Origin of the sequence: Pseudolysobacter antarcticus (assembly GCF_004168365.1) — a bacterium.
In the GTDB taxonomy this organism is placed as follows: Bacteria; Pseudomonadota; Gammaproteobacteria; order Xanthomonadales; family Rhodanobacteraceae; genus Pseudolysobacter; species Pseudolysobacter antarcticus.
Map to the genome: position 1 here is coordinate 3820384 of NZ_CP035704.1, position 18582 is coordinate 3838965.

The window sequence follows — 18582 nt, forward strand, 5'->3', positions numbered from 1 at the left end:
ATCCGCGAGAATACCTGCCGTCGATGGTGTTGCTGGCGACGCTGTTATTGCGTGCCGCCGCTCGTTGCGACTTTCTTCTGCGCGGCGATGCGATCGAGCTCGGCGGCGAGTTGCGGCGGCGAATACGCCACTTGCGCCTGGATCTGCGTGCCGTCTTCGGCGTAGAAACTCGGCGTGCCGTTGACGCCGATATCGTTACCGATCTTCATCGTTTCGGCGATCGGGTTATCGCAGGTCTTGCTGCCGGGATCCTTGCCGAGCATCGCCGCGTTCCACGCCGCGTTGCGATCGGTCGAGCACCATACCGACACGGTTTTCTTGTCCGAACCCGGATGGATGCTGAGCGGGAACAGCATGTACTGCACTTCGATGCCGGCCTTGTTGTAGTCGGCCATCTGCTCGTGGAACTTGCGGCAATACGGGCAATCGACATCGGTGAACACCGTGACCACATGCTTGGTGGTCTTCGGCGCGAACACGATGCGCTTGCTGACGGGCACGCCATCCAGCACGCTCTTGCGCGACTTCGCCAGGCGAGCCTCGGTCAGATCGAGCTTGTTGGCCATGTCGTACAGATTGCCCTGCAGCAAATATTTGCCGTCGGCGCTGGCGTAAACCACGGCGTGACCGATGCCGACTTCGTAAAAGCCAGGCAGCACCGATTTGTCGACCGAATCGATCTGCGCCGTCGGCACCAGCGCATGAATGGCATCACGGATCGCCTTGTCGGCATTGTCAGCCGCGTGCGCCGTCAGTGTCGCTCCACCCAAGGCAGCAGCTATCAGAATTTTGTTCAACATTGCAGTTTTCCTCGAAGGGGGACGCCGAGATCTCGGTTGCCGAAGATTCGACAGACCGGAGTAGATCGCTTTGCCTTTCATTGTCGCACGCAGACGCGTACTCACCAAACGCCCCGCTTCGACAACCTTTCGCAGAATTGGTTCGCCAACCACGAATATCGTAGCAATCAGCCGCGCGGATGATGTTCGGCATGCAGCCGTTTCAGACCTTCCTTGGCGATCAGGGTGTAGATCTGCGTGGTCGACAGCGAGCTGTGTCCTAGCAACATCTGCAGCGCGCGCAGATCGGCGCCGTGATTCAGCAGATGCGTCGCAAACGAATGCCGCAGCACGTGCGGCGAGATGCGCCGGATGTCGATGCCGGCCACCAGCGCATGTTTTTTCACCATGAACCAGAACATCTGCCGGGTCATGCCGGCGCCGCGCGCGGTGACAAACAGCGCATCGACCACACGACCGCGCAACAATGCAACGCGCGAATCCCGCATGTAGCGATCAAGCCATTCGATCGCTTCATCGCCGATCGGCACGAGTCGATCCTTGCCGCCTTTGCCGCGCACGCGCAGCACGCCTTGGCGCAGATTCACTTGGTCCAGCGTCAACCCGACCAGTTCGCTGACGCGCAAGCCGGTGGCGTAGATCAGCTCGAACATCGCGCGATCGCGCAGGCCGAGCGTGCCGCCGACATCCGGTGCGTGGATCAGCGCCTCGACCTGGTTTTCGGTCAGCGCCTTCGGCAAGGATCGCGGCAATTTCGGCGGATCGAGTAACAGCGTCGGATCGTCGCTGATCGTGCCGAGACGCAACTGCACTCTGAAATACTGACGCAGGCTCGAAACCAGACGCGCGTTGCTGCGCACCTTGTGCGTGGTATCGGTGCGCTCGCGAATGTAATCCTGCAGATGCACGCGTGTGCATGCATTCAGATCTGTGCCGAGCGCTTCGAGCCAGCGCGCGAGCCCTTCCATGTCACGCCGATACGCCGCCAGCGTATTTTTCGACAATCCGTTTTCGGCCCAGATGCGATCGAGAAAAATATCGATGCGCTGGCGTTCGATCGGTTGAATTGCAGCGAGTTTGCTGGCTTTCGGCATGGAATGGTCGCACTTGATCGGATGTCGTAGATGACGCTCGCGCGCGCAACCACGAAAGATTTGCACTGTAATGCATTGCGCCGGCTTGCCGCAGCGCAGGCACCAACAGACTTGAACTTGGATCGGCAAAGCGCCAACCTGCGCGCCTAAACCCTGCCATGCGTAACCATGAATAACCCAACGCCGCCGCCACTGTTGCATCTGCGCCTCGCTGCGGGCATCTACGATTTTTTCCCGCTGCTGCCGATCTGGTTCTTCAGCGCGGCGGCGTGCCTGCTCGCGACCAACGGCACGCTGGACTATCACGCGTGGTGGTATCGCACGGTGATGTTGCTTGTGACCGCAGCGTATTTCGTGATCTCGTGGAACCGCGGCGGCCAGACGATCGGCCTCAAGGCGTGGCGTTTGCGCGTGAGCCGCGCCGATGGTTCACGCCTGAATCTGCCGCGCGCCACGCTGCGTTTTTTTGTCGCGCTGGTTTCGCTATTCGCCTGCGGCCTCGGATTTTTCTGGGCCCTGCTCGATCCACAACGTCGCACCTGGCACGATATCGCGGCGGGCACGGTAGTGCAGCGCCTGCCGAAATAATCGTCAGGCACCGCGGCGGCTAGGCGCTTCGTCGGAAATATACACCTGCGAGCAAAATCAGCACGACCGACGGCAAGATGTTGGTCAAGGCCATGTCGAATCCGTACACCGAACCGACGCTGACGATCGACTGCTGCAAAAACGCGTAACTCACGGCCAGCACCATGCCGAGAAACAGGCGTTTGCCGAGGCCGCCGGTGCGCAGTGCACCGAACGCAAATGGCACCGCGCAAAACGCAAGCACGAGCACATTCAGCGGATAGAAAATTCGCGCCCAGTACGCACGTTTGTAGCTCGACGCATCCTGCTGGTTACGCTCGAGATATTCGATATTGCGCGCGAGATTGCGCGTCGCCATGTTTTCCGGATGCGCGATCGACAGCGGCAGCACGCGCGGATCGAGGCCGGAGGCCCAATGCATGTTCGGCACGATCGTGGTCGAAACCTCGGTGCCCTTGAACTCGGTGCGGCGCACGTCCTGCATGGTCCAGTCGCTGTGCGCAAAGATCGCGGTTTTCGCCAGCGACAACGTACTCAGTTGACCTTCCGGCGTGAACTCGAACACACGCACATCGCTAAGCTCGACCTCATCTTCGCCCTTCACACGCCGCGTGCGAGCACGCTTGGCATTGATCACCGCCGCGCCATCGCGCGCCCACAGGCCACCGCCTTTGGCGATTGCGATGTCCTTGGCTTTGGCGACGAGCGCCAGCGACTGCGCTTTTTGTTCACCGAGCGGCCCGATGGTTTCGCCGACCAGCGCGACCAACGCAGTGAGCAGCGACAACGCCAATACCGCGGATGCGCAGATGCGCAATTTGGACAATCCTGCAGCACGCAAGGCGATCAATTCGCTGGTCGCGGCAAGGCTGCCGAGCCCCATCAACGTGCCGATCATCGCGGCGTAGCAAAACCACTCGTACGTGCGGCGCGGCAAGGTCAGCAACACATATGTGGCCGCTTTGCCCAGGGTGTACTGGCCCTGCCCCACGCTGTTGGCTTCGCTGACGAAAATTCGCAATGCATCGAAACCCACCAATACCGACCAAGTGATGAGCACTGCAGTGAGCACGGCGATGCCGACCAGTTTGTCGACGCGCTTGAAACGCAGTCGATCGCGCAATCCGGAAATGACCGTCATGGCGTGGCCACGGCGACGCGCGTCGGCGCGCGCGGCTTCGGCATTTGCTGGCTGCGCCAGAGCAACCACAACGCCAGCGCGAGCGTGGGAATATGCACCCACCAGCAACCGAATGCGGCCGGCAATTTGCCTTGGGCAATCCACGAACGACTCAAGGTCAGGCCGGTGTAATAAATGAAATACGTCAGCAAGCCGACCAGCAATTTGGCGAAACGCGGTTCGCGTGGCGAGGTACGCGACAGCGGCAAGGCGAGCAGCATCAATACCAGCGCTTCGATCGGTGCGGCCAGGCGCCAGTGAAGCTCTGCGCGCTGCACCGGATCGCTGCTCGCGAGCAGCACGCTGGTCGGCGCGCTGCGCTTCATAGAATCCTGATCGCCATCGGCATCGCTATCGGGCAATTTCGGATCGTTGCGCTCGTAACGCAGCAGCCGAAAATTATCCTGGCCGAGTACGCCTTCGACACGGAATCCGTTGTTCAAACGCAGATAACGGCCGATGCCATCGGCCTCGTGATACATCTCGCCGTTCGCCGCGGTGGTGATGCTGATCTCGGCATTGCCATCCTTGTTTTTCTGCTCACTCACGACGAAAAAATGATCGAAGTGGGTACCGTCGGGACTCATGTTCGAAACATAAATCACGCCGTTGCGATTTGGCATGTCGACAAAATGTCCGGGTTCCAGACCCGCGACAATCAGCGATCGGCTCGCCTCCTGCTGCAAGGTTTGCGACATGCGTACCGACGCCGGTGCGAGCCAGAAAGAAATGGCCGCGAGCACGATCATCGTCGGCAACGCCAGCAGCAGCAGCGGACGCAGCAGGCCTGTGATATTCAGCCCCGACGCGGCAAACACCGCCATCTCGCTATCGCGATACAAACGCCCGTAGGCCAGCAACACGGCGAGGAATACCGCCAGCGGCAGCAGGATCGTCAGCGCATCGACAATGCGCAGGCCGATCAGCGCAAGCATCAGATCCGCCGGCACGCGACCGCGCGCGATCTTGCCGACCAGATCGGCGACTACGCCGCCCAGAGTCACCAGCAACAACAGCAACGCGCTCGCGAAAAAACTCATCGCAAGTTCGCTCAGCAGATAACGATCAATGATTCGCAGCATCAGTGGTACTTATGCATTAAACTGGCGGTTGGCGACGTGTCCGTATGATCCGGCTGAGTGTTTCGAACCCAGCTTTCGCGCATGTCGAACGGACGGCAAAGTAACCCAGTTTAATCCAACCGTCGCTGACTAATCGTTATCCCTTCGTTGACGCACCGCCTGCGCGGTTCGCGCAACGACCCCGAATTTGTGCATGGAAAGACCGATGAGCCTTGAATTCAGCACCACCAACGAAGCCCCTGAAACTGCGGCCAGCCCATGTGTCGTGGTCGGCGTTTACGACGATCGCATGCTCAGCAGCGCGGCTGCGCGCATCGATGAAAAATCCGACGGCGCGATCAAACGCCTGATCGATAGTGGCGATATCAGCGGCAAGCTCGGCAGCAGCACCTTGTTGTTTGCGCAGCCAGGCATCAATGCCGCGCGCGTGCTGATGATCGGTCTGGGTGAGCAGAAAAAATTCGATGCGGCGCGGTTTCAGCGCGTCAATGCGGAAGCCGCGAAACAGCTGAAATCCCTTCCGCTGGCATCGGCGACATCGTATCTCGTCGACATCGAAGTGCCTGGTCGTGATGCGCACTGGAAATTGCGCCAGGCCGCGATTGTCAGCGATGCCGCTACCTACAAATACACCGCCACGTTCAAGCCGCGCGAAAAATCCAAGGCCGAACAACTCGGCGCAATCGTATTTCACAGCCAAGCCGATTCCGGCACCGCGCTCGCGCAAGCCGAGGCGATGGCGCAAGGAATTTTGCTTGCGCGCGAACTCGGCAACCTGCCGCCGAACATCTGCAACCCGGCCTATCTCGCCGAGCAGGCGAAAAAGATCGCCGATGCGCACGACGGCGTGAGTCTCGACGTGCTCGAACGCGCCGACATGGAAAAGCTCGGCATGGGTTCTTTGCTCGCCGTGGCACAAGGTTCGGCGAACGCCCCCAAGCTGATCGTGCTGCAATGGCGTGGTGCCGCCGACAGCGAAAAACCGTACGCATTTGTCGGCAAGGGCATCACCTTCGATACCGGCGGCATTTCGCTGAAGCCCGGCGCGGGCATGGAAGAAATGAAGTTCGACATGTGCGGTGCGGCGGGTGTGCTCGGCGCATTTTATGCTGCGGTATTGTTGAAGCTGCCGCTCAATCTCGTGACCGTCGTGCCGGCGGTCGAGAACATGCCGGACGGCGCGTCGTATCGCCCGAGCGATGTCGTTACCTCGATGTCCGGCATCACCATCGAAGTGCTCAACACCGACGCTGAAGGCCGCTTGATCTTGTGCGATGCGCTCACCTACGTGCAGAAATTCGATCCGCAGATCACCATCGATGCCGCGACGCTGACCGGCGCCTGTGTGGTCGCGCTCGGCAAACATGCTTCCGGCTTGATGAGTCAGGACGACGAACTCGTCGAGCAGCTGCTGAGCGCCGGCAATACCACGCTTGATCGCGCGTGGCGCCTGCCGCTGTGGGACGACTACCAGAATCAGCTCGACACCGGTTACGCCGACGTCGCCAACATCGGCGGCAAATATGCCGGCGCGATCACGGCGGGATGTTTCCTCGCACGTTTCACCGAGGGATATCGTTGGGCGCATCTGGACATCGCCGGATCGGCGTGGGACGAAGGTCGCAAGGGTTCGGCGACCGGCCGACCAGTCGCGCTGCTCGTACAATATTTGCTGGATCGCGTCGCCGCAAACAAGGCTTGAAGTGACCCATCACGAGTGATTCGCGCATAATCGGCGCGCGCATGCGAATCGACATGCACGCCCTCGGCAAGCTTAAGGAACGATCATGAAACCTTATCTGTGGCTGGCTTCACTCGTGCTCACGTTGCTGGCATGCGACAGCGCTTTTTCGTTCACTTCGCAGCACTTCACCGAGCCGCGCCTGAGCGGCGCGTTTCCGGTTTACAGCGTGCCGCAATTGATCGCGCTGACCGAAGACGAATGGTCGCACCGGCACCTTGCGATCAAGGGCGAGTTCTCATTCCCGATCAAGCGCGCCGCGGTCGGCGAAGGCCGTGAAGCCGACTACATCTATTTCGATTCGGAGGCGGATTTCCGCAGCCCGACCAGCCTCAACGTGATCCTGCTGCCGAAGGCCGCCGCGCAATTCAGGGAGAAATTCGGCGCCGACGGATTGAGCAAACTCGAAGGCACGACGTTGACCGTGCATGGTCTCGCGCGGCACAGGCAAATCAAATGCAACAACGGCTGTCCGCAGGATCCAGCGGCAACCCATTATTTCCAGACCCAGGTGTGGGTCGGCGATCTCAACCAGATCGTGTCGACCAACATCACCGGCAAATAGCCGTCCAAATCACTCACAGCAACCGCCTGATGCCACGCGCCGATTTTTACCTGATCGCCAAACCGCGTTTTCTCGACGAGCCGCTGCTGCTCGTCTGCGAGCTGGTCAAGCGCGCGTATGCGAGCGGTCAGCCGACGCTGGTTCTGACACGTTCGCTGGAACAGGCCGAACAGCTCGACGAAAAACTCTGGGAGTTCGACGAGGACGCATTCATCCCGCACCAGCTTGCCGGCGACGATGACGACGACATGACCGCGGTGTTGATCGTGCCGCCGACCTTGGCCAGCGCCGACCGCAATCTGGTGATCAATCTGCGCGACGAATGTGCGCCCGGGTTGTTCGAGCGTGTACTTGAAGTCGTCGCCGCCGATCCGGCCGAACGCGAAGGTTCGCGCAAGCGCTGGCGCACCTATCAGCAGGCCGGATTCGAGCTGAAGAAATTCGATATGTAGTTTCGCGTTTCCCGGCTTTGCTCGTTGATTTTTTGCTCGTCATCCCAGCGCAGGCTGGGATCCAGTTCTTGATTTTGCACTCGCCGCTTCCGCAGAAAAAATGAAAAATCCCTGCGTCTACGTTCTGGCGAGCGCGCGATACGGAACGCTCTATATCGGCGTGACCTCGGATCTGATCAAGCGAATCTGTAAACACCGAAACGATGCAGCAGAAGGTTTCACAAAGAAGTATTGCGTGCACGCTCTTGTCTGGTTCGAACAACACGAAACGATGGAGTCCGCCATATCGCGGGAAAAAGCGCTGAAATCCTGGCGGCGCGATTGGAAACTGAATTTGATAGAGTCGCAAAATCCCGAATGGCGCGATTTGTACCTCGACATCATTTTATAGTTGATTGCAGGTCAAGAACTGGATCCCAGCCTGCGCTGGGATGACGGGCAAAAGCGCCGAGCGATGAGCGAAAAACAAAATCTCCATATTGAGAAAAGTATATAAATGGAAAAGACCTTCGAGCCCAAAGATATCGAATCCAAGTGGTACGCCGCGTGGGAAGCCAGCGGTGCGTTTCACGCCTCCGGTCACGGCGATCCGTATTGCATACTGCTGCCGCCACCGAACGTCACCGGCACGTTGCACATGGGTCACGCGTTTCAGCAGACCATCATGGATGCGCTGATCCGTTATCACCGCATGCGCGGCTTCAATACGTTGTGGCAGGGTGGCACCGATCACGCCGGTATCGCGACGCAGAAAATCGTCGAAAACCAGCTCGCTGCTCAGGGGAAAACGCGTCACGATTTCTCGCGCGCTGAGTTCATCGAACGCGTGTGGGAATGGAAGGAAGAATCCGGCTCGACCATAACCAATCAGATGCGCCGTATCGGCGCGTCGGTGGATTGGTCGCGCGAACGTTTCACGATGGACGAAGGTTTGTCCACCGCCGTGCGCCGTGTGTTTGTGCAGTGGTATCGCGATGGTCTTTTGTATCGCGGCAAACGTCTCGTGCACTGGGATCCGGTGCTGATGACGGCGGTGTCCGACCTCGAAGTGAACAACGAGGAAAAAGATGGCTCGATGTGGTCGATTCGTTATCCGGCCAGCGACGGCGGTGAAGGTCTGGTGGTCGCCACCACGCGTCCGGAAACGATGCTTGGCGACGTCGCCGTGGCGGTGCATCCTGAAGATGACCGCTATGCGCATCTGGTCGGAAAGACGCTAAAACTGCCGTTGTGCGATCGCGAAATTCCGGTGATCGCGGACGATTATGTCGACAAAGATTTCGGCACCGGCGCGGTCAAGATTACGCCGGCGCACGATTTTAATGACTGGCAGATGGGCGTACGCCACCATCTCGAACCGCGCGTGATCCTGACGCTCGACGCAAAGATCAGCGATGAAGCGCCGGAGAAATATCGCGGCATGGATCGCTTTGTCGCACGCAAAGCCATCCTCGCCGATCTCGACGCACTCGGCCTGCTGGTCGAAACCAAAAAACACAAGCTGCAGGTTCCGATCAGCCAGCGCAGCGACGCTGTGATCGAACCGATGCTGACCGATCAATGGTTCCTCGATCTCACCACCGAGACGCTGCCGGAAGGTCGTGCCAAACCTGCGGGAAGTCCCGGCGGTCGCAAGCTCATTACCGAACCGGCACTCAACGCGGTCAAGAATGGCGATATCAAGTTCGTGCCGGAAAACTGGAGTACGACCTACAACCAGTGGCTCGAAAATATTCAAGACTGGTGCGTGAGCCGCCAGCTCTGGTGGGGCCATCGCATTCCGGCGTGGTTCGATGAAGCCGGCAATATTTTTGTCGGCGAAAACGAAGCCGATGCGCGCGCGCATGCAAGCACACCGCCGGTCGGTGTGATGCGTCAGGACGACGATGTGCTGGACACTTGGTTCAGCTCGGCGTTGTGGCCGTTCTCGACCATGGGCTGGCCATCCGAGCAGGCGGTCAACGAGGCCGGCAAGCCGGTTGCGAACTGGGCGCAGGATCAGGCTTTTCTGCCGAGCGCGGTACTTGTCACGGGTTTCGACATCATCTTTTTCTGGGTCGCGCGCATGGTCATGGCGACGCAGTATTTCACCAGCAAGGTGCCGTTTCGCGAGGTCTACATCAACGCCATCGTGCGTGATGCGGAAGGCCAGAAGATGTCGAAGTCGAAGGGCAATACGCTCGATCCGCTCGACCTGATCGATGGCATCGATCTCGAATCGCTCGTGAAAAAATCCACCGCATCACTGCTGATTCCGCAGGTGCGTGAGAAAGTTGAAAAACGCATCCGCAAGGAATACCCGGACGGCATTACCGCAGTCGGCGCCGACGCGCTGCGTTTTACTTTCGCTGCGCTCGGCACCTACGGGCGCACGATCAATTTCGACCTGAGCCGCGCTGAAGGCTACAAGAATTTCTGCAACAAGCTGTGGAATGCGGCGCGTTTTGTGCTGATGAATTGCGAGAATTATGTCCCGCCCGCAGCCACAAACGCGGTGGTCGCCGCGGAAGTTTCGCCATCGGGCATTCCGATGATTGCACTGGTCGGCACGCCGCAAATCACGCCGGCCGCGGTGACCGAAGCGGAGCGCTGGATCATCGCGCGCCTGCATCACACCCTCGTCGAAGTGCACAAGCAATTCGCCGCGTATCGATTCGACCTGCTCGCGCAAGCTGTATACGAATTTACGTGGAACGAGTTCTGCGACTGGTTTCTGGAATTCGCCAAACCGGCGCTGCAAGGCACTGCCGAAACCGGCGATGCAACGATCAATGCGAGCCAGCAGCGCGCCGCCGATTCGACGCGGCACACGCTGTTGTACGTGCTCGAAACCGTGTTGCGCACCCTGCATCCGTTGATCCCGTTCGTCACCGAGGAAATCTGGCACGAGATCGCACCGCGGCTAGGCATCAAGGGCGACACGATCTCGTTGCAACCGTATCCGCGCGCTGAAGAATTTGCCGTCGATATCGATGCGGAAAACGATATTCAGTGGCTCAAGAGTGTGCTGCTTGGCATCCGCAGCATTCGCGGCGAGATGAATATTTCTCCAGCGAAAAAAATCACGCTGCTGCTGGCCAATGGTGATGCCTCGGATCGTGTTCGCTGCGAAAAATTCGCTGCGCAGATTGCATTCCTCGCACGCGCCGAAACGCCGCGCTGGCTCAGTGCCGACGAAGCGGAACCTGCCGCGGCAGCAGCGCTGGTTGGCGAGTTGCGCGTGCTGATTCCGTTGGCCGGGCTGATCGACAAGGAAGCGGAAAAAATTCGCATCCTGCGCGAGATCGCGCGTGTCGAAAGCGAGATTGGAAAGTGCGAGGCGAAGCTCGGCAAACCGAGTTTCGTCGACAACGCACCAGCCGCGGTGGTCGAGCAGGAAAAACAGCGGCTCGCCGACTTCAGTGCATTGCTCGCCAATCTGAAAGAGCAACTACGACGGCTCGGCGAGTTGTAATCGCTGGTATCAGCGCCGCTGTAAAAACAGCGGCGCTTACTCGGCGTCGTGGAATAATTCCAGCGCCATGACGATCGCGTCTTCGCGGCCTTGCTTGGCCGGATAATAATTCGGACGGTTGCCGATCTCGTTGAAACCGAGGTTGAAATACAGCGCGATCGCACGCGTATTCGACGGTCGCACTTCGAGAAAAATCCGCGAGGCATGATGCCAGCGCGCGAGGTCGATCAGGCGTCGCATCAGATGTTTGCCGTGGCCTTCGCCCTGCGCATCGCGCGCCACACAAACGTTCAGCACATGCGCTTCGCCCGCCGCCGCGGCAAGGATGCCGTAGCCGACGATTTCGCCGGATTGCACCAGCACCCAGCAGTCGTAAGCGGCGCGCAGGCAGTCCCGAAAAATCGCACTGGTCCACGGGTAATCGTAGGATTTCTGCTCGATCGCGCTGACGGCATCTACGTCTTCCGCGCGCATGGGACGCATGTTCGCGGCAGCGTGAGTGGATGTGAGTTGGGCAACCATCGTCGTTCCGAACTCAGTGTTGTGCGGGCGATGCCGGGGCGCTCGCGGCAAGCTTGCGCAGCGCCCGCGCGATCGGTTTCAAGGCCTGCCAGAAAGCGCTTTTGTTAGCAGCGCCACGCAACGCATTCGGCAACGACAATGCGACTGCAATCACCGAAGCATTTTGCTGCTGCGTCGATAATTGTTGACCAAGCACACGCGCGAGATGCTCGCCAAGCACGAGCCAGATATTGAGCGCGGGCGGCGTTTGTTCAAGCTGCTTCGCATCCGCAAACAGCCATTCGATCTGCGTTGCATCCACACCGAGCGCGCGCAAAATCAGCGCAGCCTGACGCTCGAATACTTCGTGCGAATTTCCATCGGCACGTTCGCACACAATCGCGAGACGGGGCTGCTGCATCGCGACCGATGCCGGCGTTTTTTCCGCGTCGATAATGGCATCGATAGACGTGATCGGCGACTCGATACGCGAGCGCAACACATAGACATCAACGCCCATTGCTTCCAGGAATTGCTGGCGTTGCGTTTCAACCAGCATGGCTATCGACCTTGATCGCGGCGAGGTCGGCCTGGAAACGTTTGAAGATCGCATCGACTGCCGCACCGAACGCCTGCACACTGGCATCGAGCGTGGTCAACGGCACGGCAATTTCCTCGACATAATTCTGTTCGAGCAATGGTTGACCGGCCGCATCAAGACGCATCTGCAGATTCACCACGACGCGAAAACCCTGGGCTTGTTTGACTCTTTCAAAGCGCCGGATCAAGCCGCTGACACGCAACGCCTTGGCGCCCGAAGGCAGGCGATCGGTAACCAGCGGCGCCACTTTCGCATCACGCAATTGATCGACCAACCGACGCTGCAACATGCGCGATGGCGGATCGGCCCAGAGCTGATAATGATAAGCGCGCAAGGTGCCGGCCTCGGCATCGGTGGTGTAGATCAGCGCCTGTTCCGCATACAAACCGTCGGCGCTGAAGACGTCCACCACCAACGGTTGCGCGAACAGCGGTCGCGCATTCGGCGCAGCGTTATTGGTCGATGCCGGCAGGCGAAAATAGGTTTCGTCCGGCACGCTCGGCGCCGAGCACGCGCCGAGCAATAACAGCAGCGCGACGATCAAAATTTTCATTGTTTGTCTTCCTCGACCTTGTCCGCTTTTGGCGCCAGCAACAGGCGATTCGGACTCTTGCGGATTTCGTGACTGAATTCGTCGAAGTTGCGGCTCGCCGCATCCAGATGCTGGGTCATGCTGCCGATGCGGCTGGACAAGGTCGACAAAATCGTCTGCAAGTCATCAACGGATTGTTTCACGCCCGGACGATTTTCCTGCGCGATCGCGCCGATCTGCAGCAGCGCCTGATTCAGCAAATCCTGGGTCGTGTGTAGCTCTTTGCTGACGCCACGAATGTCGCCGAGAATGCCGGCAACCGCGGCGCGATTCTGCGGCTTGAGTAGATCGTTGACCGAATCCGATGCCGTGTTGAGTCGGGTTAATAGCGCTTGGGTTTGGTCGAGAATTTCCGGCGTCTTTTTATCGATGCTGCCCGTGATCGAATCGACGCGTTGCGACAAGGTCTGGATCAGTGGCGTGATCTGGCTGCGCGTGAGATCGCTGAGCTGCGCGGCGAGCGCATTCATCGCGGTGAAAATGTCCGCGCTTTCCGCGCCGAGCAGTTCACCACCCACCGGCGCTTTTTCCGCACTCGGGCCTTCGTCGATCGCAACGGCGACATCCGAAAGCAAACCGGTCGCGGCAAGTCGCGCCACGCTGTCTTTCGGAATCGCCCAGTCGCGCTGCACCGCGAGCGTGACTTTGTAACGCGTGCCTTTGGCCGTGCGTTCGGGCGTGAGATCGCTGACCTGGCCGATGCGATAACCCTGATAGAACACCGGCGCGCCGTAATGCAAGCCGGTGACGTTGCGGTAATAGGTGTGGTAATCCGCGCTCGCACCGCCGCGGCCGGTGATCATCGTCAGCGCGGTCAGCAGCACGACAAACGCGAGCACGACAAACGCGCCGACGAGGATGTAATTGACGTTATCGCGCTTCACGCTCTTTCCTCGGTCAGGCGTCGCAGGTAGGCATCGGCATCCACCACGATTTCGCGCGGGCGCCGATTCAGCAAGTCTTGAATCCGCTCGTTCGGCGCGGCGCGCACTTCGGCCACCGTGCCGGTCATGAGGATCGATCCCTCATCGAGCACCGTTATCGTATCCGCAATCTTGAACGCGCTGTCGAGTTCGTGCGTCACCACCACGATAGTCATGCGCAGCGCATCGCGCAATCGCAAAATCAATTCGTCGAGTTCAGCCGATACCACCGGATCGAGCCCGGCCGACGGCTCATCGAAAAACAGCAGCTTCGGATCCATCACAATCGCGCGAGCGAGTGCCGCGCGTTTGATCATGCCGCCGGAAAGCTGGCTCGGCATGAGTTCCTGAAATCCGCCGAGGTTGACCACTTCGAGTTTGAGGCGCGACATGATGCGTATGGTGTGTTCGTCGAGCGTGGTGTGCTCGCGTAACGGCAGCGCGACGTTTTCGCCAACCGTCATCGAAGTGAGCAACGCGCCGCCCTGGAACGACACGCCGATCTTGCGCCGCACGTCGAGCAACTCGCGCGGCGACGCTTTGGCGATATCCACGCCAAGCAAACGGATATTGCCGCCGCGTGGTTTGTGCAGCCCGAGCAGATGCCGCAACAAGGTACTTTTACCCGAGCCCGAACCGCCCATGATGACGCGAATCTCGCCCGCGTTAACGCTGAAATCGACGTCGTGCAGAATGCGTCGACGGCCGTACCAGGCTTCGAGGTTTTCTACTTCGATGAGTGGTGGCGACATCTGATAGGCGGCCGGTCAGTGCGATACTTTCGGCTGTTGTATCGAAGGGTTCTCGGCGGGTTTCCATTCTAGGGTCGTAGAAATTGCATCGATAGCTCGCCCCATTGCCCACACTTGAGCTGGCCCCACATCACCATAATCCGAGACGCGTTTTTTAGTTTTTCCTGCTACGACGATCAAGATCATGGTGGTATCGTCAGTCCACCCCGCGCTGTAGCTATCCCTCAGATTGAAAAAATTTGCCACGTAGACGAGCTGGCATAGCCGGATGAAATCATGCAGATTAATCTCAGCATGGAATTTTCCGTTATGTGCTGTATTTCCGCGTCCTTCCATAAACGCATAACCGTCCTTGTTGAACGTGATCGAATAATCTGGGCACAGGCCATAGCATGGGGTTCGCTCCAGCGAAATACTGTCTATAGGTATGGCAGTGCGCGCAACAGACTCGTCTGTGGGAACCGGGCCTTCTTCCAGTACTTTCTGCAATCGCGAAGTAATCTGTGCATCGGTCGCAGCCGATGTTTGCGAAACGCCCACTAACATGAGGATGGCAAGCACCTTGGCGAAGTCGAAGAGAGGTATTTTCACGTCGCCTCCATTATCGATTCAAGAAAAACGAAAAAATCATGTCGGCGACAATGATATAGCTGATCGACAACACCACCGCGCGCGTGGTGGCGCGGCCCACGCCTTCGGCGCCGCCGCTGACGGAAAATCCGGTGCTGACACCGATCAAGGTGATGAGTATGGCGAACACCGCGCTCTTGGCCAGGCCTTGCCACAGATCGCCGGGATCGGTCAGCGCGACGGTCTGCAATAGATACGCGGTCGGTGTGATGTTCAGCGCGGGCGAGCTGTACATGGCCGCGCCGCAGATCGCGACGACATCGGCGAACAAGGTCAGCGCCGGCAGCATGATCAACAATGCGATCAATGCGGGCGCGACCAGATAACGCACCGGCTCGATGCCGATCACGGCGAGCGCGTCGACTTCCTGCGACACCATCATCGAGCCGATGCGCGCGGCGAGCGACGAGCCCGAACGTCCGGCCACAAGAATGCTCGTGATCAGCGCACCGAATTCGCGCGTGACCGATTTCGCCACGGCCACGACCACCTGCGATTGCGCGCCGAATGCCGACAGCGCGGCGATGAACTGGATGCCGAGCATGATGCCGATCACGAGTGCGAGCAGGGTCACGATCGGCAGTGCATCGACGCCGACTTGGCGCATCTGTTCGGCGATCGCGCGCCAGCGTACGGGCTGGCCCTGGCGCCAGCCGACCGCGGTGAAATAAATACTTTCGAGCAACAACATGCCGGCGTAACCGATGCCCGCAAGCGCACCAACCGTGCTGCGTCCTAGACGCTCCAGCGGGCCGGCGATGGTTTCAGCGGGTTCAGCCACGGCGTGCGGTTTCCAAATCGGGGAACAGCAAAAATACACGATCGAGCCGCGCCAGTTCGAGCACGGCGCGTACCGCAGTGCTGACTGCTATCAAGACAAATTGCTGGCTCTTGCCGCGCGCGTTCTGGAAACCTTCGACCAACGCGGCAATACCGGATGAATCGATATAACTCACCTCCGATAATTCCACCGCAACGGCATTGCTTTGTTCGAGTGCGGCGAGCACTTCCTGGCGCACTTGCTGCGACCACGACAGGTCAACTTCGCCGCTCAAACGCACCAGCACATATTCGTCGTGGGTTTCGCGACTGACTGCATTATTCATTCTTTGTCTCCGGGATTAAGCGTCAGTTTCTTGCGCATGGTCAGGCGATTGCCGCAGCGCCGCGGCAGGGTTTCGATGAACCATTCGTCCATCAATGCGTCGATGAAATTCACACCGAGCCCACCGGGTCGGCACTCACCGAGATCGCGCGGCTTGATGCAGGCCACGTCGACCGGCGGTGCCTGATCGCTGAGTTCAAAACGCAAACCGTCGGCTTCACGCGTCAGCTTGAAAATGATCTCGCCCTGCCCCGTGCCGCGATAGGCATGCCGCAGAATATTGGCCGCGGCTTCGTCCACCGCGAGCACAAGCTTGTCGCGCAGGTTGCGTTCGATGCCATTTTCATCGAGCGCGGCGCGCAATGCCACGCGCAATTGATAAAGGTTTTCTGCGCGCGCTGGCAGCGAGAAAGATAACAGCGAACGCTGTTCAGGTGCGGGCTCTTCGAGCAGCAATACCGTCGTGTCGTCGACCAGGCGCAGTTGCTGCAGCTCCGCGACGACGGCGCGCAATCGTGCGGCAGGCGGCAAGCTCGTATAACGCTTGATCAAGGTGCGCAGGCCAGCTTCGCCGATCGTGTTGCGATCCGCGTCACGCACGTCGGTGGCACCGTCGGAAAAAAAGTACAGGCTGTCTTGACCGAGCGCGACTTCGCGTTGTTCGTAAGAAGAGTCATCGAGGATGCCGAGCGGCGGCCCATCGGCACCGAACTCCTCGAAAACACCATTGCGATACAGCAAGGCGGGCGGAAATCCGGCGCTCGCAAAAACCGCGTGGCGCGTGACCGGATCGTATTGCCCGACCAGCGCGCAGACGAACATGCCTTCATTGACGGCGCTGCACACCTCGACATTCACGCGCGCGAGCCACTCCGCCGGCGCGAGCCCATCCTTGCCAGCCCAGCGCAGCAGGCTGGCGGTGCGCACCATCAAAAACGCGGCGTTCAAACCCTTGCCGGAAACATCGCCGATGACAAACGCGATACGGCCATCCGGCAGATCGAAATAATCGTAGAAATCGCCGGAGATTTCGTTCGCCGGCAGATTGATGCCGAGCAATGGAAATTTTCCACGGCGACGTTTGGGCAACAGCGATTTTTGCAAGCGACGCGCCATTTCGAGCTCGCGCTTGATGCGCTGTTGCTCAACCAGCGCAAGCGCCATATGCGCGTTGCGCACGGCCAGCGCAGTCGGCGCAGCGAGCAGTCGCAGAATATCCAGATCGTGCGTATCAAACTCGCCGCCATCGCGTTTGTTGATGACTTCGACCACACCGATCGGGCCGCGCGCGGTGGCCAGCGGCGCACTGAGAATCGAACGCGTGCGGAACCCAGTTTTTTTGTCGATGCTGTGCAGCACATCAGGATCGTGTTGGGTGTCGTTGACGATTTGCCCGGTGTTTTCAGTGAGCGTGCGCCCCACCACGCCGCTGCCAACAGCCAAGCGCAGACCAAGCACATCGACCGGGCCGGCACAGGCGCGACATTCGAGATGCAACTTGTCCTTGTCGAGCAGAAACACCGCCGCCGCTTCGGCATGCATGTGCAAGGCGATACGTCGCGCCGACTCGGCTAGGGTTTGTTCGAGATCGATAGATTCGGCCAGTGCCTGACTCAAATCGGCGAGCAAGGCGAGCGTGCGGCTATCGTTGTCGCCGCCCGGCGCCGGAATGATCGCGGCGGGCGCGACGCTCATTTTTCGACACGCTCTTCGGCGCGTGTGCTATCGCGCTTTTCGCGCCGCAAGCGCAAACCCCACAAGGTCAGCGCGGGGCCGGACAACACATACGACGCGGCAATCGCGAGCAGTACGCCGGAAGGCTCCATCGCCAGCGCGATCAGGATCAAAACGACCAGCGGAATCCAGAAAAACGGCACGCGATCGGACAACGGCCACGCCTTGAAACTGTAATAACGCACGCGGCTGACCATGAGCAATCCGGCAACAATGGAAATCACCGGTGCAAGGATCTGGATCAGGCGCTGGTCGAAGGCATGCTCGGTCGCAGCCCAGACAAATGACATCGCCAACCCGGCGGCGGCGGGACTCGCCAGACCCTGAAAATAACGTTTGTCGGCCATGCCGACCTGGGTATTAAAACGCGCCAGCCGCAACGCCGCGCATGCGGTATACAAAAACGCCGCGCACCAGCCGAACTTGCCCCAGAACGGACCGAAATCCTGCAGGCTTTTCAGCGTCCACGTATACATCACCAAAGCTGGCGCAACGCCAAAACTGACCATGTCGGACAACGAATCGTATTGCACGCCGAATTCGCTCTGGGTATTGGTCAGGCGCGCGATGCGGCCGTCCAGACCGTCCAGGATTCCGGCGACGAAAACCGCAATCGCGGCATCCGAAAAATGACCGCCGATCGCGGCGATGATCGCGTAAAAACCCGCAAACATGGCGCCGGTGGTAAACAGATTGGGCAGCAGATAAATGCCACGGTGAGGCTTGTTGGCGGGTACCGGCGGAGTGCTCATGGTGTGTATCGTGCTTGAATTCCCGTGCCGAGTGTA

The 18582-nt window shown here is 59.4% G+C and carries 20 protein-coding genes; 6 read left to right on the forward strand and 14 right to left on the reverse strand.

Annotated elements, in window-relative coordinates:
* Nucleotides 1-44: 44 nt before the first annotated feature.
* Both ELE36_RS16400 and xerD read right to left on the reverse strand, forming a co-directional pair.
* The gene (locus ELE36_RS16400) at nucleotides 45-800 is read right to left on the reverse strand and encodes a DsbC family protein (protein WP_165371661.1); all 756 of its coding nucleotides are present in this window, start codon (nucleotides 798-800) and stop codon (nucleotides 45-47) included.
* Between the two features lie 167 nt (nucleotides 801-967).
* Entirely contained in the window at nucleotides 968-1894 is a 927-nt protein-coding gene (xerD, locus tag ELE36_RS16405; RefSeq protein WP_129835178.1) for a site-specific tyrosine recombinase XerD, read from the reverse strand.
* 168 nt (nucleotides 1895-2062) lie between these two features.
* Here xerD and ELE36_RS16410 point away from each other — a divergent pair, with 168 nt between their 5' ends.
* Nucleotides 2063-2482 (forward strand): RDD family protein, encoded by a 420-nt coding sequence (locus tag ELE36_RS16410; RefSeq protein WP_129835180.1) that lies wholly within the window; start codon nucleotides 2063-2065, stop codon nucleotides 2480-2482.
* A 19-nt stretch (nucleotides 2483-2501) separates the two neighbouring features.
* On the opposite strand, the gene lptG is transcribed toward ELE36_RS16410, so the two are convergent.
* Entirely contained in the window at nucleotides 2502-3623 is a 1122-nt protein-coding gene (lptG, locus tag ELE36_RS16415) for an LPS export ABC transporter permease LptG (protein ID WP_129835182.1), read from the reverse strand.
* A complete protein-coding gene (lptF, locus tag ELE36_RS16420; RefSeq protein WP_129835184.1) occupies nucleotides 3620-4744 on the reverse strand; it encodes an LPS export ABC transporter permease LptF in 1125 nt (374 codons plus the stop codon). The genes lptG and lptF overlap by 4 nt, the downstream gene beginning before the upstream one ends.
* A gap of 205 nt (nucleotides 4745-4949) precedes the next feature.
* On the opposite strand from lptF, the gene ELE36_RS16425 reads away from it, so the two are divergent.
* The 5 genes from ELE36_RS16425 (at nucleotide 4950) to ELE36_RS16445 (ending at nucleotide 10956) form a co-directional block, all read left to right on the forward strand.
* Nucleotides 4950-6446, forward strand: a complete 1497-nt coding sequence (locus ELE36_RS16425; RefSeq protein WP_129835186.1) for a leucyl aminopeptidase — start codon at nucleotides 4950-4952, stop codon at nucleotides 6444-6446.
* Between the two features lie 85 nt (nucleotides 6447-6531).
* On the forward strand, nucleotides 6532-7050 hold the full coding sequence (locus ELE36_RS16430; protein WP_129835188.1) for a hypothetical protein: 519 nt from the start codon (nucleotides 6532-6534) through the stop codon (nucleotides 7048-7050).
* Between the two features lie 29 nt (nucleotides 7051-7079).
* Nucleotides 7080-7502, forward strand: a complete 423-nt coding sequence (locus tag ELE36_RS16435) for a DNA polymerase III subunit chi (RefSeq protein WP_129835190.1) — start codon at nucleotides 7080-7082, stop codon at nucleotides 7500-7502.
* 100 nt (nucleotides 7503-7602) lie between these two features.
* Entirely contained in the window at nucleotides 7603-7893 is a 291-nt protein-coding gene (locus tag ELE36_RS16440; RefSeq protein ID WP_129835192.1) for a GIY-YIG nuclease family protein, read from the forward strand.
* A 105-nt stretch (nucleotides 7894-7998) separates the two neighbouring features.
* Nucleotides 7999-10956, forward strand: a complete 2958-nt coding sequence (locus ELE36_RS16445; RefSeq protein WP_129835194.1) for a valine--tRNA ligase — start codon at nucleotides 7999-8001, stop codon at nucleotides 10954-10956.
* Nucleotides 10957-10992: 36 nt separating this feature from the next.
* Here the strand turns inward: ELE36_RS16445 and rimI are convergent, their stop codons facing one another.
* The 10 genes from rimI to pssA are packed head-to-tail and all read right to left on the reverse strand — an operon-like array spanning nucleotide 10993 to nucleotide 18546.
* Nucleotides 10993-11439, reverse strand: coding sequence for a ribosomal protein S18-alanine N-acetyltransferase (rimI, locus tag ELE36_RS16450; protein ID WP_425480883.1), 447 nt, complete (start codon nucleotides 11437-11439; stop codon nucleotides 10993-10995).
* A gap of 52 nt (nucleotides 11440-11491) precedes the next feature.
* Nucleotides 11492-12016: a DNA polymerase III subunit psi gene (locus tag ELE36_RS16455; RefSeq protein WP_165371662.1), complete on the reverse strand. Its 525-nt coding sequence runs from the start codon at nucleotides 12014-12016 to the stop codon at nucleotides 11492-11494.
* The gene (locus ELE36_RS16460) at nucleotides 12006-12611 is read right to left on the reverse strand and encodes an ABC-type transport auxiliary lipoprotein family protein (protein WP_129835200.1); all 606 of its coding nucleotides are present in this window, start codon (nucleotides 12609-12611) and stop codon (nucleotides 12006-12008) included. The genes ELE36_RS16455 and ELE36_RS16460 overlap by 11 nt, the downstream gene beginning before the upstream one ends.
* Nucleotides 12608-13534, reverse strand: a complete 927-nt coding sequence (locus tag ELE36_RS16465; RefSeq protein WP_129835202.1) for an MlaD family protein — start codon at nucleotides 13532-13534, stop codon at nucleotides 12608-12610. The genes ELE36_RS16460 and ELE36_RS16465 overlap by 4 nt, the downstream gene beginning before the upstream one ends.
* Entirely contained in the window at nucleotides 13531-14325 is a 795-nt protein-coding gene (locus tag ELE36_RS16470; protein WP_129835204.1) for an ABC transporter ATP-binding protein, read from the reverse strand. Before ELE36_RS16470 ends, ELE36_RS16465 begins: the two co-directional genes overlap by 4 nt.
* Before the next feature lie 15 nt (nucleotides 14326-14340).
* Complete coding sequence (locus ELE36_RS16475; protein ID WP_129835206.1) at nucleotides 14341-14916, reverse strand: DUF6438 domain-containing protein; 576 nt, start codon at nucleotides 14914-14916, stop codon at nucleotides 14341-14343.
* Nucleotides 14917-14926: 10 nt separating this feature from the next.
* Complete coding sequence (locus tag ELE36_RS16480) at nucleotides 14927-15736, reverse strand: MlaE family ABC transporter permease (protein ID WP_242512292.1); 810 nt, start codon at nucleotides 15734-15736, stop codon at nucleotides 14927-14929.
* Nucleotides 15729-16061 carry an STAS domain-containing protein gene (locus ELE36_RS16485; RefSeq protein WP_129835208.1) on the reverse strand — a complete coding sequence of 111 codons (333 nt, stop codon included), beginning with the start codon at nucleotides 16059-16061 and terminating at the stop codon, nucleotides 15729-15731. The genes ELE36_RS16480 and ELE36_RS16485 overlap by 8 nt, the downstream gene beginning before the upstream one ends.
* Nucleotides 16058-17755: an ATP-binding SpoIIE family protein phosphatase gene (locus tag ELE36_RS16490; protein WP_129835209.1), complete on the reverse strand. Its 1698-nt coding sequence runs from the start codon at nucleotides 17753-17755 to the stop codon at nucleotides 16058-16060. Before ELE36_RS16490 ends, ELE36_RS16485 begins: the two co-directional genes overlap by 4 nt.
* Nucleotides 17752-18546 carry a CDP-diacylglycerol--serine O-phosphatidyltransferase gene (pssA, locus tag ELE36_RS16495; RefSeq protein WP_129835211.1) on the reverse strand — a complete coding sequence of 265 codons (795 nt, stop codon included), beginning with the start codon at nucleotides 18544-18546 and terminating at the stop codon, nucleotides 17752-17754. The genes ELE36_RS16490 and pssA overlap by 4 nt, the downstream gene beginning before the upstream one ends.
* Nucleotides 18547-18582 lie beyond the last annotated feature (36 nt).

Coding starts and splice junctions, on each gene's coding strand:
- ELE36_RS16400 (WP_165371661.1), bottom strand. CDS start 800: ATGTTGAACAAAATTCTGATAGCTGCTGCCTTGGGTGGAGCGACACTG.
- xerD (WP_129835178.1), bottom strand. CDS start 1,894: ATGCCGAAAGCCAGCAAACTCGCTGCAATTCAACCGATCGAACGCCAG.
- ELE36_RS16410 (WP_129835180.1), top strand. CDS start 2,063: ATGAATAACCCAACGCCGCCGCCACTGTTGCATCTGCGCCTCGCTGCG.
- lptG (WP_129835182.1), bottom strand. CDS start 3,623: ATGACGGTCATTTCCGGATTGCGCGATCGACTGCGTTTCAAGCGCGTC.
- lptF (WP_129835184.1), bottom strand. CDS start 4,744: ATGCTGCGAATCATTGATCGTTATCTGCTGAGCGAACTTGCGATGAGT.
- ELE36_RS16425 (WP_129835186.1), top strand. CDS start 4,950: ATGAGCCTTGAATTCAGCACCACCAACGAAGCCCCTGAAACTGCGGCC.
- ELE36_RS16430 (WP_129835188.1), top strand. CDS start 6,532: ATGAAACCTTATCTGTGGCTGGCTTCACTCGTGCTCACGTTGCTGGCA.
- ELE36_RS16435 (WP_129835190.1), top strand. CDS start 7,080: ATGCCACGCGCCGATTTTTACCTGATCGCCAAACCGCGTTTTCTCGAC.
- ELE36_RS16440 (WP_129835192.1), top strand. CDS start 7,603: ATGAAAAATCCCTGCGTCTACGTTCTGGCGAGCGCGCGATACGGAACG.
- ELE36_RS16445 (WP_129835194.1), top strand. CDS start 7,999: ATGGAAAAGACCTTCGAGCCCAAAGATATCGAATCCAAGTGGTACGCC.
- rimI (WP_425480883.1), bottom strand. CDS start 11,439: ATGCGTCCCATGCGCGCGGAAGACGTAGATGCCGTCAGCGCGATCGAG.
- ELE36_RS16455 (WP_165371662.1), bottom strand. CDS start 12,016: ATGCTGGTTGAAACGCAACGCCAGCAATTCCTGGAAGCAATGGGCGTT.
- ELE36_RS16460 (WP_129835200.1), bottom strand. CDS start 12,611: ATGAAAATTTTGATCGTCGCGCTGCTGTTATTGCTCGGCGCGTGCTCG.
- ELE36_RS16470 (WP_129835204.1), bottom strand. CDS start 14,325: ATGTCGCCACCACTCATCGAAGTAGAAAACCTCGAAGCCTGGTACGGC.
- ELE36_RS16485 (WP_129835208.1), bottom strand. CDS start 16,061: ATGAATAATGCAGTCAGTCGCGAAACCCACGACGAATATGTGCTGGTG.
- ELE36_RS16490 (WP_129835209.1), bottom strand. CDS start 17,755: ATGAGCGTCGCGCCCGCCGCGATCATTCCGGCGCCGGGCGGCGACAAC.
- pssA (WP_129835211.1), bottom strand. CDS start 18,546: ATGAGCACTCCGCCGGTACCCGCCAACAAGCCTCACCGTGGCATTTAT.